This window comes from Microbacterium sp. KNMS (assembly GCF_053851835.1).
The window spans coordinates 1-14,798 of the sequence record NZ_JBSQBP010000041.1 but is presented as its reverse complement, the minus strand read 5'-3'; the positions used below and the strand labels follow the sequence as shown (position 1 = coordinate 14,798).

At 71.0% G+C, this 14,798-nt stretch carries 13 protein-coding genes; 11 read left to right on the top strand and 2 right to left on the bottom strand.

Translation table 11 applies throughout. The annotated features are described in order from the left end of the window. The 6 genes from ACWXWW_RS17455 to mqo all read left to right on the top strand — a co-directional run. The coding region (locus ACWXWW_RS17455) for a hypothetical protein (protein WP_455971225.1) at window positions 1-435 on the top strand (435 nt) is incomplete at its 5' end. Continuing rightward, entirely contained in the window at window positions 432-1,520 is a 1,089-nt protein-coding gene (locus ACWXWW_RS17450; protein WP_455971224.1) for a hypothetical protein, read from the top strand. The genes ACWXWW_RS17455 and ACWXWW_RS17450, both read left to right, overlap by 4 nt. Window positions 1,521-1,549: 29 nt before the next feature. Beyond that, on the top strand, window positions 1,550-2,143 hold the full coding sequence (recR, locus tag ACWXWW_RS17445; RefSeq protein WP_271173952.1) for a recombination mediator RecR: 594 nt from the start codon (window positions 1,550-1,552) through the stop codon (window positions 2,141-2,143). A 491-nt stretch (window positions 2,144-2,634) separates the two neighbouring features. Further along, entirely contained in the window at window positions 2,635-3,942 is a 1,308-nt protein-coding gene (locus ACWXWW_RS17440) for an aspartate kinase (RefSeq protein ID WP_271173951.1), read from the top strand. A 284-nt stretch (window positions 3,943-4,226) separates the two neighbouring features. Further along, window positions 4,227-5,303, top strand: coding sequence for an aspartate-semialdehyde dehydrogenase (locus ACWXWW_RS17435; RefSeq protein ID WP_455971223.1), 1,077 nt, complete (start codon window positions 4,227-4,229; stop codon window positions 5,301-5,303). Window positions 5,304-5,464: 161 nt separating this feature from the next. After that, window positions 5,465-6,931 carry a malate dehydrogenase (quinone) gene (gene mqo / locus ACWXWW_RS17430; RefSeq protein WP_455971221.1) on the top strand — a complete coding sequence of 489 codons (1,467 nt, stop codon included), beginning with the start codon at window positions 5,465-5,467 and terminating at the stop codon, window positions 6,929-6,931. Window positions 6,932-6,944: 13 nt separating this feature from the next. Here the strand turns inward: mqo and bcp are convergent, their stop codons facing one another. After that, window positions 6,945-7,424 carry a thioredoxin-dependent thiol peroxidase gene (gene bcp / locus ACWXWW_RS17425; RefSeq protein ID WP_455971219.1) on the bottom strand — a complete coding sequence of 160 codons (480 nt, stop codon included), beginning with the start codon at window positions 7,422-7,424 and terminating at the stop codon, window positions 6,945-6,947. An 89-nt stretch (window positions 7,425-7,513) separates the two neighbouring features. After that, a complete protein-coding gene (locus ACWXWW_RS17420) occupies window positions 7,514-8,290 on the bottom strand; it encodes an SDR family oxidoreductase (RefSeq protein ID WP_455971217.1) in 777 nt (258 codons plus the stop codon). 138 nt (window positions 8,291-8,428) lie between these two features. Here ACWXWW_RS17420 and uraD point away from each other — a divergent pair, with 138 nt between their 5' ends. From uraD to aceE, 5 genes are all read left to right on the top strand, one after another. Beyond that, a complete protein-coding gene (gene uraD / locus ACWXWW_RS17415; RefSeq protein WP_455971215.1) occupies window positions 8,429-8,926 on the top strand; it encodes a 2-oxo-4-hydroxy-4-carboxy-5-ureidoimidazoline decarboxylase in 498 nt (165 codons plus the stop codon). Then, window positions 8,923-9,249, top strand: a complete 327-nt coding sequence (uraH, locus tag ACWXWW_RS17410; protein ID WP_282979724.1) for a hydroxyisourate hydrolase — start codon at window positions 8,923-8,925, stop codon at window positions 9,247-9,249. Before uraD ends, uraH begins: the two co-directional genes overlap by 4 nt. A gap of 2 nt (window positions 9,250-9,251) precedes the next feature. After that, window positions 9,252-10,187, top strand: coding sequence for a factor-independent urate hydroxylase (pucL, locus tag ACWXWW_RS17405; protein WP_455971213.1), 936 nt, complete (start codon window positions 9,252-9,254; stop codon window positions 10,185-10,187). A 167-nt stretch (window positions 10,188-10,354) separates the two neighbouring features. After that, window positions 10,355-11,947 carry a nucleobase:cation symporter-2 family protein gene (locus ACWXWW_RS17400; RefSeq protein WP_421076311.1) on the top strand — a complete coding sequence of 531 codons (1,593 nt, stop codon included), beginning with the start codon at window positions 10,355-10,357 and terminating at the stop codon, window positions 11,945-11,947. Next, on the top strand, window positions 11,944-14,667 hold the full coding sequence (gene aceE / locus ACWXWW_RS17395; protein WP_455971211.1) for a pyruvate dehydrogenase (acetyl-transferring), homodimeric type: 2,724 nt from the start codon (window positions 11,944-11,946) through the stop codon (window positions 14,665-14,667). Before ACWXWW_RS17400 ends, aceE begins: the two co-directional genes overlap by 4 nt. Window positions 14,668-14,798: the final 131 nt, after the last annotated feature.

The window sequence follows — 14,798 nt, the reverse complement described above, 5'->3', positions numbered from 1 at the left end:
CGCCTGCTGCGGCGGGGGCACCTGCTGGGGCGGTTCCCGCGGCACCTGCTGCGGCGGCGGCCGCGGCACCTGCGGCGGCACCGGCGGCTGCGCCTGCGGCCGCTGCGCCTGCGGTACCTCCTGCGGCCGCACCGGCGGCTGCGCCTGCGGCCGCTGCGCCTGCGGTACCTCCTGCGGCGGCACCGGCGGCTGCACCTGCGGTACCGGCGGCTGCACCTTCCGTCGCTGCGCCGGTGGCACCTCCCGCAGCCGCACCGACGGCTGCGCCCGCAACTCCCTCGGACGCTCCTGCGGCGGCCGCTCCGGCTGCGGCAGCACCCACGGAACCTCCTGCGGCGGCACCGACCGCAGGGCCCACGGCGGCACCTCCCACGTCTCCGGCCGCGCCCGCGCCCGCGCCCGCGCCCGCGGCTGCGGCGCCGGCCAGCGCGGTGAGGCCCGACGGTCCCGAGACGCCCGTACGGCCCGCGACGGCCGTCCGCGATGACGGAACCGTCCCCGCCGCCGGCTGGGCGACCATCCCGCCCGGTGCGGACGGGCCCGTGGCTCCCGCACAGCCGTCGTCTGCCGAGCGTCCGCCGGCCGACGACGGGCCGCTGCCCGCGCCCGAGGACGAGCCGCCCTACGACCCGTACGACGAGCCCGCTCGCAGCGAGCAGCCGCGTCGACCGGAGCCCGCGCGTGAGCCTGCTCCTGCCGGCGCGCCGCTGACCCTCGCCGGAGTGCAGGCCGTGTGGTCGGGGATCCTCGCCCGACTGGAGCACGCGAGTCGCGCGTCGTGGCTCGTGCTCCAGAGCGCGCGGCCGGTGGCCGCGGAGGGCGACGTGCTGACGCTGGCGTTCACGAACCAGCGCGACCTCGCGACCTTCAAGCAGCGCACGCCGCAGGGCGGGGGAGTGAGCGAGGACCTGCGCGGGGTCATCCTCGAGGTCCTCGGCATCCGCGTGAAGTACCTCGCCCGTCACGAGCCGGGCCCCGGCGGGCCTGGATCGAGCGGACCAGGCGGCGCGGGGCCCGGATCGAGCGGACCGGGCGGCGGCCAGACGCCTCCCGTCGGCCCGGGCGGCGTCGCACGCGCACCGGAGCGGTCGGCGCCGCAGCGCGCGTCGGCGCCCTCGGCCGATGCAGGAGCGGTCGCCCTGTCGTCCCGCACCGTCACGGAGTGGGCCGTCGCGCCGATCCCGGGTGGTGCCGTCGGCACCCTCGCGGTCGACGAGGATCCGGAGGAGGCGGAGATCCCGCCCGCGGCCCGCATTGTGCCGCCCGTCGCGGATGGCGAGATCGCCGCGCCCGCGCCGGCCGCTCCCGTCCTCGACGAGGACGACGACACCGACCCGGGCGACATCCCGCCCGAGCCGGCGGAGGCGATCGCGCCGAACCCGGCGCCGGTGCCGAGGGTGCAGGCGCGCCACGTCGGGCCCGAGGGCATCCAGCGCTACGGCGAGGCGGTGGTCCGCCAGGTGCTCGGCGCGACGTTCCTCCACGAGGAGCCGTACGAGCCCGCGACCCGCTTCCAGTGACCTCCCCTGCGTAAGGACACCATCCCTCCATGTACGACGGCATCGTCCAGGAGCTGATCGACGAGCTCGGCCGGCTTCCCGGCATCGGCCCCAAGTCGGCCCAGCGCATCGCGTTCCACATCCTGCAGACCCCGTCCTTCGACGTCTCGCGGCTCTCCGAGCTCCTGCGCGAAGTGCGTGAGCGGGTGAGGTTCTGCGAGATCTGCGGCAACGTCTCCGAGAGCGAGACGTGCGCCATCTGCCGTGACCCCCGTCGCAACCCGGCGCTCATCTGCGTCGTCGAGGACGCGAAGGACGTCGCCGCGATCGAGCGCACGCGCGAGTTCCGCGGCCGCTATCACGTGCTCGGCGGGGCGATCAGCCCGATCGCCGGCATCGGGCCCGACGACCTGCGCATCCAGCAGCTCATGACGCGCCTCGCCGACGGGACCGTCCAGGAGGTCATCCTCGCGACGAACCCGAACCTCGAGGGCGAGGCGACCGCGGCCTATCTGAGCCGCCTGCTCACGACGCTCGACATCGCGGTCTCGCGTCTCGCGTCGGGCCTCCCGGTCGGCGGAGACCTCGAGTACGCCGACGAGGTCACCCTCGGCCGCGCGTTCGAGGGCCGCCGCCGCCTCTGAGGGCCGCCGCCGCCTCTGAGCGTGCGGGCGAGACTGCACCGCGCGGCCGAGACAGCGCGTTGCCGCCGAGACAGAGCGTTGCCGCCGAGACAGAGCGTTGCCGCCCCTGAGCGCGCGGGCGAGACTGCACCTCGCGGCCGAGACAGCGCGTCGCCGCCGAGACAGCGCGTCGCCGCCGAGACAGCGCGTAGCCGCCCCTGAGCGCGCGGGCGAGACAGCACCTCGCCGCCCAGACAGCGCGTCGCCGCCGAGAGGCGCGCCGCCGGCCGCCCTCCCGGCGCCCGCGTGCACGCTCGGCGGGGGATGGCCCTCTCGGCGTCCGCGTGCACGGCCCGCGGGGGATGGCCCTCCCGGCGCCCACGTGCACGGTCGGCGGGGGATGGCCCTCTCGGCGGCGCGGGCGGGCGCGGGGCGGCGAGTGCGGAGCCTCTAGACTTGTCGACTGGGCGCGCCCTGCGTCCCTCACCCGCCCGCACTGTGAGGAGTCTCACTTGGCGTTGATCGTCCAGAAGTTCGGCGGCTCGTCCGTCGCCGACGCCGAGAGCATCAAGCGCGTCGCGAAGCGCATCGTCGACACCCGCCGGGCGGGGCACGACGTCGTCGTCGCCGTCAGCGCGATGGGAGACACCACCGACGAGCTGCTCGACCTCGCGTCGCAGGTCGCGCCGGTGCCCGCGCCGCGCGAGCTCGACATGCTCCTCTCCAGCGGAGAGCGCATCTCGATGGCGCTCCTGGCCATGGCCATCCACTCGATGGGATACGAGGCGCGCTCGTTCACGGGCAGCCAGGCGGGCATGATCACGACGGCCGACCACGGCGCCGCGCGCATCGTCGACGTCACCCCCGTGCGCCTGCGTGCGGCTCTCGACGACGGGGCTGTCGTCATCGTCGCGGGCTTCCAGGGCTTCAACCGCGACACGAAGGACATCACGACGCTCGGCCGAGGCGGATCCGACACGACCGCCGTCGCGCTCGCCGCTGCGCTCGACGCCGACGTGTGCGAGATCTACAGCGACGTCGACGGCATCTTCACGGCAGACCCGCGGGTCGTGCCCCTCGCCCGCAAGCTCGGCCACATCACGGCCGAGGAGATGCTCGAGCTCGCCGCCAACGGTGCCAAGGTGCTCTACATCCGCGCCGTCGAGTACGCCCGTCGCCACGGCGTGCTCATCCACGCCCGCTCGACGTTCACGTCGAACGAGGGCACGTACGTTCTGGGCGAGGGGATGAAGGCCCCCCGCAATGCCAAGGGAGAGATCATGTCGGACGACGCCATCGGAATGGAAGAGCCGGTCGTCGCCGGAGTCGCCATCGACCGCAGCCAGGCCAAGATCACGGTCCTCGGCGTGCCGGATGTGCCGGGCTCGGCAGCCGCGATCTTCACGCTCGTCGCGAAGACGGGCGCCAACATCGACATGATCGTGCAGAACGTGCAGTCGGCGAAGGCTGGTCGCACCGACATCTCGTTCACGCTGCCGAAGCAGTCGGCCGCCGAGGTCGCGAAGGCGCTCACGGCGGCGCAGGACGACATCGGGTACGAGAACCTCGTCTACGACGACCAGGTCGGCAAGCTCTCGGTCGTCGGCGCGGGCATGCGCACGCACTCGGGCGTCTCGCTGACGCTCTTCGAGGCGCTGAGCTCCGCCGGCATCAACATCGAGATGATCTCGACGAGCGAGATCCGCATCTCGGTCATCCTCCGCGACACCGAGCTCGACGAGGCCGCCCGCGTCGTCCACTCGGCGTACGGGCTCGACGGCGAGGTCGAGGCGACCGTCTACGCCGGGACCGGCCGCTGACATCCCTCTCCGAAGGCCTCCGACCTCGCGGTCGGAGGCCTTCGTCGTCCACTCCCATCACGCATGTCTCACTCGGCGCCGGTATCGAGGCGCTATACCCGCACCAAATGAGACATGCCCGGTCGCTGACCGGCGACAAGTGAGACATGCCCGGTCGCTGGCCCGCACCACGTGAGACATGCCCGGTCGCTGACCCGCGACAAGCGAGACATGCCCGGGCGGGACGGGGCACTCCGCGGCGCCGGTAGAATCGAGCAACCCCGCTCGCATCCCCGAGGAACACCATGACCCGCATCTCTGAATCAGGACTCTCCGTCGCCGTCGTCGGCGCCACCGGCCAGGTCGGCACCGTGATGCGCGAGATCCTCCAGGAGCGCGACTTCCCGATCCGCGAGCTGCGGCTCTTCGCGTCGGCGCGCTCGGCCGGCCGAACGATCGACTTCGGCGGCACCGCGGTCGTCGTCGAGGACATCGCGACCGACGACCTGTCGGGCATCGACATCGCGCTCTTCTCCGCCGGCGGCTCCGCCTCGAAGGAGCACGCCCCGCGCTTCGCCGCGGCCGGCGCGGTCGTCATCGACAACTCGAGCGCCTGGCGCATGGACCCCGATGTCCCGCTCGTCGTGAGCGAGGTCAACCCGCACGCGATCGACCAGGCCGTCAAGGGCATCATCGCGAACCCGAACTGCACGACCATGGCGGCCATGCCCGTCCTCAAGCCGCTCGCCGCCGAGGCCGGCCTCGAGCGCCTCATCGTCTCGACCTACCAGGCCGTCTCGGGCTCTGGCCTCGCCGGCGCGCAGGAGCTCCTCGGTCAGGTCGAGGGCGTCCTCGCCCAGGGCGACACCCTCCGCCTCGTGCACGACGGCTCGGCGGTCGACTTCCCGAAGCCCGAGAAGTACGTCGCGCCCATCGCGTTCGACGTCGTGCCGCTCGCGGGCAACCTCGTCGACGACGGGCTGAACGAGACCGACGAGGAGAAGAAGCTCCGCAACGAGAGCCGCAAGATCCTCGAGCTCCCCGACCTGCGCGTGGCCGGCACGTGCGTGCGCGTTCCGGTGTTCACGGGCCACTCGCTGAGCATCCACGCCGAGTTCGCGCGCGAGATCACGCCCGAGCGCGCGCGCGAGCTCCTCGCGGATGCTCCGGGCGTGGCTCTCGAGGAGGTCCCGACTCCGCTGCAGGCGGCGGGAAGCGACCCCAGCTACGTCGGTCGGATCCGCGCCGACCAGTCGGCTCCCGAGGGGCGCGGTCTCGTGCTGTTCATCTCGAACGACAACCTCCGCAAGGGCGCCGCGCTCAACGCGGTGCAGATCGCGGAGCTCGTCGCCGCCAAGCTCGGTTCGGCCGTCGCGCGCTGATCCATCCCGCAGAACGGGCCGGCCCCCGGGGCCGGCCCGTTCTGCGTCCCGGCCCGATCGCAAGAACGCCACCGTCTTCGGGGCGCCGAAAACGCAAGTTCCGATGTTCTTTCGACGGCGGATGGTCAGGTTCGCCGAAAAGCCGGGAATAGGATTGACGCGTGAGTGAAACCGTCGATGTCGTGCTGATCGGCGGCGGGATCATGTCCGCCACACTCGGCACGCTCCTCAAGGAACTGCAGCCCGACTGGAAGATCGTCGCCTTCGAGCGCGACGGGGAGGTCGCGCAGGAGAGCTCGAACGCGTGGAACAACGCGGGAACCGGGCACTCCGCCCTGTGCGAGCTCAACTACATGCCCGACCCGTCGAACCCGGCGAAGGCGATCGGCATCAACGAGCAGTTCCAGCAGAGCCGCGAGCTGTGGGCATCCCTCGTCGCGAAGGGCATCCTCGACGCGCCGTCGACGTTCATCAGCACGACGCCGCACATGACGTTCGTCACGGGGGAGAAGGACGTCTCCTACCTCCGCGCGCGCTACGAGACGCTCAAGGACCAGCCGCTCTTCGAGGGCATCGAGTACTCCGAGGACTCGCGCGTCATCCACTCCTGGGCGCCGCTGCTCATGGAGAAGCGCCGCAAGACCGACGAGCCCTTCGCCGCGACGCGCGTGCCGGCCGGCACCGACGTCGACTTCGGCGCGCTCACCCGCCAGCTTTTCGACCACCTCCGCGCGAACGACGCCGAGGTGCTGCTGAACCACGAGGTCAACGGCCTCAAGAAGCAGAAGGACGGCACCTGGCTCGTCAGCTACCGCAACCGGGTCGGCAAGACGCCCGGCCAGGTCCGGGCGCGCTTCGTCTTCGTCGGCGCGGGCGGATGGGCCATCAAGCTCCTGCAGAAGGCGCGCATCCCCGAGATCAAGGGCTACGGCGTCTTCCCGATCGGCGGCCAGTTCCTCAAGACGACCGATCCGAAGCTCGTCGCGAAGCACGGCGCGAAGGTGTACTCGCAGGCGGCCGTGGGCGCCCCGCCCATGTCGGTCCCGCACCTCGACGCCCGCCGCGTCGACGGCGAGGGGTCGCTCATGTTCGGTCCGTTCGCGACGTTCAGCCCGAAGTTCCTCAAGAAGGGGTCGTGGCTCGACATCGTCTCGCAGGTGCGCCTGCACAACATCGGCTCGATGCTCAAGGTCGGAGCCACGAACCTCGACCTCGTGAAGTACCTCGTGACCGAGCTCCTCAAGAGCCGTGTCAAGAAGATCGAGGCCCTGCGCGTCTTCGTGCCCACGGCCGACGGCGCGGACTGGGAGCTCATTCAGGCCGGCCAGCGCGCCCAGGTCATGAAGGGCGGCAAGCTCCAGTTCGGCACCGAGGTGGTCTCGGCGGCGGATGGCTCGATCGCGGGTCTGCTCGGAGCATCCCCGGGCGCGTCGACGGGCGCGACGATCATGCTCGACGTGCTGTCGTCGTGCTTCCCTGATCGGATCGAGGGATGGAAGCCCGCGCTGCGCGAGCTCATCCCCACCTACGGAGAGACGCTGAACGGAGACGCCGCGAAGGCGCGCGCCGAGATGCGACGCACCGCGGAGGCGCTTCACATCGCGGAGGAGCAGCGCGTCGACGCGTGACGCGCGCTCCTTCTCAGACCCCAAGCTTCTCGCGCAGGGCCGCGACGTGCCCATCCGGGTCGACGCGGTACTCGGCGATCTCGATGCGGTTCTCCTCATCGAGCACGAACGTCGAGCGCAGCACGCCCGTGAGAGTGCGGCCGTCGATCTGCTTCTCGCCCCACGCGCCGTAGCTCTTCGCGACGGCGTGATCCGGGTCGGAGAGGAGCGGGAAGTCCAGGCGGTCCTCCTCGGCGAAGCGGGCGAGCGTCTTGACGTCGTCCTTCGAGATGCCGACGACCCGGTAGCCGGCGCCGCTGAGCGACGCGAGGTTGTCTCGGAAGTCGCACGCCTCGGTCGTGCAGCCGGGAGTGAAGGCCGCGGGGTAGAAGTAGAGGATGGTGCGTCCGCCCGCGAAGTCGGACAGTCGCACCGTCTCGCCCTTCGCGTCGCTCAGGGCGAAGTCGGGCGCGTCGGCGCCGGGAGCGAGCTGTGCGACGGTCTCTTCGGCCACGATGCCTCCGTAGTTTCACGATATGGAATAAAGCTTCTGTAGCTCGGAATTCATTATAGTCCAGCCCGACGCAGCGGCGCAATGGCTGATCAGCCGCGCCCGTCGAACGGCATGCCGGTCGCGGTCACCACGATCTCGTGGACCGCGACCTCGTGCGGCAGGTCGGCGACGTCTGCGATGAGGCGCGCGGCGTGCGCGACGTCGAACGTCGGCTCGATGCGGCGCGTGCCGTCGGGCTGCAACGCGCCGTCGCCCGCGTCGATGCCGTGCAGGAGCTCGGTGGCGGCGTTGCCGATGTCGATCTGGGTCGCGGTGATGCCGTAGGAGCGCCCGTCGAGCGCGACCGAGCGCGTGAGCCCCGTCACCGCGTGCTTCGTGATCGTGTAGGCGGCCGATTGCGGGCGCGGACGGTGGGCCGACACCGAGCCGTTGTTGATGATCCGGCCGCCCTGCGGGGTCTGCGCGCGCATGCGGCGGAAGGCCTCGCGTGCGCAGAGCACCGCGCCCGTGACGTTGACGTCGAGCACCTGCTGCCAGTCGTCGTCCGAAAGCTCGTCGATCCGCGCCTGGGGTCCGAATGCGCCCGCGTTGTTGAAGAGCAGGTCGACGCGACCGGCGTGCTCCTGCGCGGCATCGAACGCGCGGACGACGTCATCCGGTCGCGTCACGTCGGCGGGGACCCACGCGGCGGCCGGCCCGCCCGCCTCCGCGATCTCAGCGGCCGTCCGCTCGAGCGTCTCGCGCGTGCGCCCGATGAGGGTGAGCGACCAGCCGCGGCGCGCGAGCTCGAGGGCGGTCGCCCGCCCGATGCCCGTCCCGGCGCCGGTGATGAGCGCGCTGCGGATGGCGCGGGTCTGCGTCGACATGGTGTCTCCTTCTTCTGCACGACGGTGCGCACGGTAGCTTCTCACGGAGGTCGGCTTGACTCTCCCGAAACGGGGTGCTTCACTAATTACACACAACGGAAGAACAGTTCCGGAATGTGGAATGAAGGAAGGTAAGCAATGACGCTTGCAGCGTTCAACCAGCTGACGCCGACGGAGGCGGATGCGCTCATCCGGCCCGCCGCCGACATCGACCGCTGGGTGGAGGCCATCGTGTCCGCTCGTCCGTACTCCAACGTGGAGGAGGTGCTGTCGGCCGCCCGCGAGCGGGCGCTCGACTGGACGGACGAGGACATCGACGCGGCGCTGGCGCATCACCCGCGCATCGGGGACCGTCCGAGCGGCAGCTCGACGGAAGCCGGCATGTCGCGAGGAGAGCAGGCCGGCGTCGATGCGGGCGATGCGGCACTGGCCGCAGAGCTCCACGCGGGCAACCGCGCCTACGAGGAGCGATTCGGGCGAGTCTTCCTCATCCGGGCGGCGGGCCGCAGCGGTCGAGAGATCCTCGACGAGCTGAACCGCCGTCTCGACAACACCGACGAGGACGAGATCCGCGAAGTCGCCGAACAGCTTCGCGAGATCGCACTCCTCCGACTGGAAGGGATCCTCCGCGCATGAGCCACGTCACCACGCACATCCTCGACGCGTCGATCGGCCGTCCGGCCGCCGACGTCGCGGTGGCACTGGAGGACGCGGACGGCGCGGTCGTCGCATCCGCCCGCACCGACGCGGACGGCCGTGTGAAGGACCTCGGTCCCGAGGCGCTCGAGCCGGGGCACTACCGGCTCCGCTTCGAGGTCGCCGCCTACTTCGCGCGCACCGGCACGGATTCCTTCTACCCCGTCGTCACGATCGACTTCACGGTCGGCGACGCCGAGCAGCACTATCACGTACCGCTACTCATCAGCCCGTTCGCATATTCAACCTACAGGGGTAGCTGATCATGACCATCGCTGACACCACCGTCGAGACCTCGTCCCAGACCAAGGTCGTGCTGGGCGACAGCCAGTACGGCAAGGCAGAGGTCCACGTCGTCCGCGTCACGCGCGACACCGACCGCCACGAGATCGAGGACCTCACGGTCGTCTCGCAGCTCCACGGCGACTTCGACTCGTGCTACTACGAGGGCGACAACTCGCACGTCGTGCCGACGGACACGCAGAAGAACACGGTGTTCGGCTTCGCTCGGGAGGGCATCGGGTCGCCCGAGGACTTCCTCATCCGCCTCGGCCGCCACTTCACGAGCGAGTTCGAGTGGGTCACGGGCGGCCGCTGGGGTGCGCGTCAGGCGACCTGGTCGCGCATCCCGGTCGCGGGCGAGGGCCATGACCACTCGTTCTTCCGCGGCGGCACGGGAGCCGAGACCCGCACCGCGGTCGTGAAGATCGTCGGCGACCGGACGCACGTGGTCGCGGGTCTCGAGGACCTCGCCGTCCTCAAGACGACGCAGTCGGGATTCGTCGGCTACCCGGTCGACCGCTACACGACGCTCCCCGAGACGACCGACCGCATCCTCGCGACGAACGTCACCGCGCGCTGGCTGTACAACCGCACCGACATCGACTTCAACGAGGTCTTCGCGTCGGTCCGGACGATCATGCTCGAGGCGTTCACGAACCACTACTCGCGTGCGCTCCAGGAGACGCAGTACATCATGGGCCGCGCCGTGCTCGAGGCGCACCCCGAGATCGACGAGATCAAGTTCTCCATGCCGAACCTCCACCACTTCGTCGTGGACCTCGAGCCGTTCGGCCAGGACAACCCCAACGAGGTGTTCTACGCCGCCCACAGCCCGTACGGCCTCATCGAGGGCACGCTGCGGCGCGAGGGCCTCGGCGACACCGCGGCCATCTGGCAGGGCATCCCCGCCTACGTCTGATGCCGTGACGGCCCCTGCGCCGTCTCGACAGCCCGTCGCGGTCGGGTCGTCGCTCTCGACGACCCGACCGCGGACGGGCGTGCCCGCGCACGCTCGCGCGGGCGCTGCGCGATCACGCGCGAACCTGGGCGGCGCCGAGCGCCGCCGTGCCGACAAGGAGGTCAGCAATGAGCAAGAAGAACCGCCGGGCGCTGCCCGGATCACTGGATGTCGCCGGATCGCCCGAGGACGAGCGCCTGCCCGTCGGCAGGTCGTTCATGTACGGACTGCAGCACGTCCTGACGATGTACGGCGGGATCATCGCCCCGCCGATCATCCTCGGCGGCGCCGCCGGCGTCACCGACGCGGAGAAGGGCCTCCTCATCGCGTCGTGCCTCTTCATCGGAGGCCTCGCGACCATCCTGCAGAGCGTGGGGATCCCATTCTTCGGATCGAAGCTCCCGCTCGTGCAGGGCACGTCGTTCGCGGCCGTCGCGACGATGCTCGCGATCGTAAACGGGGGAGGAGGGCTGCCCGCGGTCTTCGGCGCCGTGCTCGCCGCGTCGCTGATCGGCTTCGTCATCACGCCGTTCTTCGCGATGATCCTCCGCTTCTTCCCGCCCGTCGTCACGGGCGTCGTCATCACCGCGATCGGCCTCTCGCTGATCCCGGTCGCCGGCAACTGGATCATGGGCGGCAACGCGGCCGCCGACGACTACGGCTCGATGGCCAACGTCGGGCTCGCCGGGCTCACGCTCCTCATCATCGTCGTGCTCTCCAAGCTCGGCAGCGCCACGATCTCGCGCCTGTCGATCCTGCTCGCGCTCATCATCGGCACCGTCATCGCGATCCCGCTCGGGATGGCCGACTTCTCGTCGGTCCTCGACGGCCCGGTCTTCGCCATCCCCACCCCGCTCGCGTTCGGCGCGCCGGTCTTCGACCCCGCCGCGATCGTGTCGATGCTCGTCGTCGTGCTCGTGATCCTCACCGAGACGACCGCCGACATCCTCGCGGTCGGCGAGATCACGGGGGCGCGCGTCGACTCGCGCCGCATCGCCAACGGCCTGCGCGCCGACATGGCGGCCAGCGCGGTGTCGCCGCTGCTCAACTCGTTCACGCAGAGCGCGTTCGCGCAGAACGTGGGCCTCGTCGCCATCACGGGCGTGAAGAGCCGCTTCGTCGTCACCGCAGGCGGCGTCATCCTCGTCATCCTCGGCGTCCTGCCCATCCTCGGGCGCGTCGCCGCGGCCATCCCGATGCCGGTCCTCGGCGGCGCGGGCATCGTCCTGTTCGGCACGGTCGCGGCCTCGGGCATCCGCACGCTGTCGAAGGTCGACTATCGCAACAACATGAACCTCATCATCGTCGCGGCGTCGCTCGCGTTCGGCATGCTGCCGGTCGTCAAGACCGACATCTACCACCTGTTCCCCGACTGGTTCGAGGTCATCTTCCACTCGGGCATCTCGTCCGCCGCGATCATGGCCGTCCTGCTCAACCTCATCTTCAACGAGCTCACCCTCGGCAACGTGCGCAAGAACGCCTCGGTCTTCGTCGCGTCGCCCCCGCGCATGGTCCGCGAGGACGAGCTCGAGGCCCTCGAGGACGGCGACACGTTCGTCGGCGGCAAGCTCATCGCCGCGGACGGCAACGAGGTCCCGATCGTGCGCGTGAACGCGGCCGGCAACCAGACCACCTCCATCCACATCAGCTCCGTCGACCGCGTCGCGCCCGACACCCCTGCTCAGGGCTCGCGCACCATCCGGAAGGGCTTCCGCCGATGACAGCACCCCTCGAACCCGCGCTCCTCGACCGGAGGGTCGACGACGTCGATCCCGCCGAGACCGCGGAGTGGCTCGAATCGATCGACGGCCTCGTGGCCGCGGGCGGCCGCGAGCGCGCGCACCGCATGATCGAGGCGCTCGCCGCCCGCGTCGGCGCGGACCGCGCGCGCGCCGAGCTGACGACCGACTACGTCAACACGATCCCGGCCTCGCAGGATGCGCCGTACCCGGGCGACGAGCAGGCCGAGCGACGCTACCGCGCATGGATCCGCTGGAACGCGGCGGTCATGGTGCATCGTGCGCAGCACCCGTCGACCGGGGGCGTGGGCGGCCACATCGCGACCTACGCGGGCGCCGCCACGCTCTACGAGGTCGGCTTCAACCACTTCTTCCGCGGCAAGGACCATCCGGGCGGCGGCGACCAGGTGTACTTCCAGGGGCACGCGTCTCCCGGCATGTACGCGCGGTCGTTCGTGGAGGGGCGCCTCGACGAGGCCGACCTCGACGGCTTCCGCCAGGAGCGCTCGCGCGAGGGGCACGGTCTGCCGTCGTACCCGCACCCGCGGCTCAAGCCGGCCTACTGGGAGTTCCCGACGGTCTCGATGGGCATCGGGCCGATGAACGCCATCTACCAGGCGCAGGCGAACCGGTACCTGCACGCGCGCGGCATCAAGGACACATCCGACCAGCACGTGTGGGCGTTCCTCGGCGACGGCGAGATGGATGAGCCGGAGTCGCGCGGGCTGCTGCAGCTCGCGGCGAACGACGGGCTCGACAACCTCACATTCGTGATCAACTGCAACCTGCAGCGTCTGGACGGACCCGTCCGCGGCAACACGAAGGTCATGCAGGAGCTCGAGGCGTTCTTCCGCGGTGCCGGGTGGAACGTCATTAAGGTCGTCTGGGGCCGCGAGTGGGATGCGCTGTTCGAGCGCGACGTCGACGGCGCGCTCGTCGACCTCATGAACCGCACACCGGACGGCGACTTCCAGACCTTCAAGGCCGAGTCGGGCGCGTTCGTCCGCGAGCACTTCTTCGGGCGCGACCCGCGCACGCTCGCGCTCGTGTCGGACTACTCCGACGAGGACATCTGGAACCTCCGGCGCGGCGGGCACGACTACGTCAAGGTGCACTCGGCCTACAAGGCCGCGATGGAGCACCGCGGTCAGCCCACGGTCGTGCTCGTGAAGACGGTCAAGGGGTACACGCTCGGCCCGAGCTTCGAGGGCCGGATGGCCTCGCACCAGATGAAGAAGCTCGCCCTCCAGGATCTCAAGGACTTCCGCGACCTGCTCCGGATCCCGATCCCCGACGCGCAGCTCGAGGAGGACCCGTACCGGCCGCCGTACTTCCGCCCTGAGCGTGGCGCGCCCGAGCTCGAGTACATGCTCGAGCGCCGTCGCGCGCTGGGCGGCCCGGTGCCCGAGCGCCGTGCGACGCACACCGCGATCGAGCTCCCGGCCGACGCGGTGTACGCCTCGGCGAAGAAGGGCTCGGGAGCCCAGCAGGCGGCGACGACGATGGCGTTCGCGCGCATCCTCCGCGACATCCTGCGCGACAAGAAGGTCGGGCACCGGATCGTGCCGATCATCCCGGATGAAGCGCGCACGTTCGGCATGGACGCGTACTTCCCGACCTCGAAGATCTACAACCCGCGCGGGCAGAACTACATGTCGGTCGACCGCGAGCTGCTCCTCGCCTACAAGGAGTCCGAGGCCGGTCAGATCCTCCACGTCGGCATCAACGAGGCCGGTGCCGTCGCGGCCTTCACGGCGGCGGGCACGTCGTATGCGACGCACGGCGAGCCGCTCATCCCCGTCTACGTCTTCTACTCGATGTTCGGGTTCCAGCGCACGGGCGACTCGTTCTGGGCCGCGGCCGACCAGATGGCGCGCGGCTTCGTGATCGGCGCGACCGCGGGGCGCACGACCCTCACGGGCGAGGGGCTGCAGCACGGCGACGGCCACTCGCCGCTGCTGGCATCGACGAACCCGGCGGTGGTCTCGTACGACCTGGCCTACGGATACGAGCTCGCGCACATCGTGCGCGCGGGGTTCGAGCGCATGTACGGAGGGGCCCATCCCGACCCGAACGTCATGTACTACCTCACGGTCTACAACGAGCCGATCTCGCAGCCGGCCGAGCCGGAGGGCGTGGATGTCGACGGCATCCTCCGCGGCATGCACCGCGTGTCGCAGGCGGATGGCCAGGGCGTCCCCGCGCAGATCCTCGCGTCGGGCGTCGCGGTGCCGTGGGCGATCGAGGCTCAGCGGGTGCTCGCGGAGGAGTGGGGAGTCGCGGCCGACGTGTGGTCGGTCACGAGCTGGAACGAGCTGCGCCGCGACGCGATCGACGCCGACAGCGCCATCTTGCACGCGGGCGAGCCGCGCGAGCCGTACGTGACCCGGCGCCTCCGCGAGGGGTCCGGCGGTCCGGTCGTCGCCGTCAGCGACTACATGCGCCAGGTGCAGGACCAGATCGCGCCCTACGTGCCCGGGCGCTGGCTCTCGCTCGGGACCGACGGCTTCGGGTTCTCCGACACCCGGGCCGCGGCCCGGCGGTTCTTCCGGGTCGACGTCGAGTCGATCGTCGTCCGCACGCTCGAGGCGCTCGCACTCGACGGCGCGGTCGACCCTGCGGCTCCGCGTCAGGCCGCCGAGCGCTACCGTCTGCAGGACGTGCGCGCCGGCCACACCGGAACGGCCGGTGGCGACGCGTAGTCGTCGGCACACGGAAGCGGGGGGGGGGGGGGGGGGGGGGGGGGAGAAAGAGGCAGGGGGGGGGGGGGGGGGGGGGGGGGGGGGGGGGGGGGGGGGGGGGGGGGGGGGGGGGGGGGGGGGGGGGGGGGGGG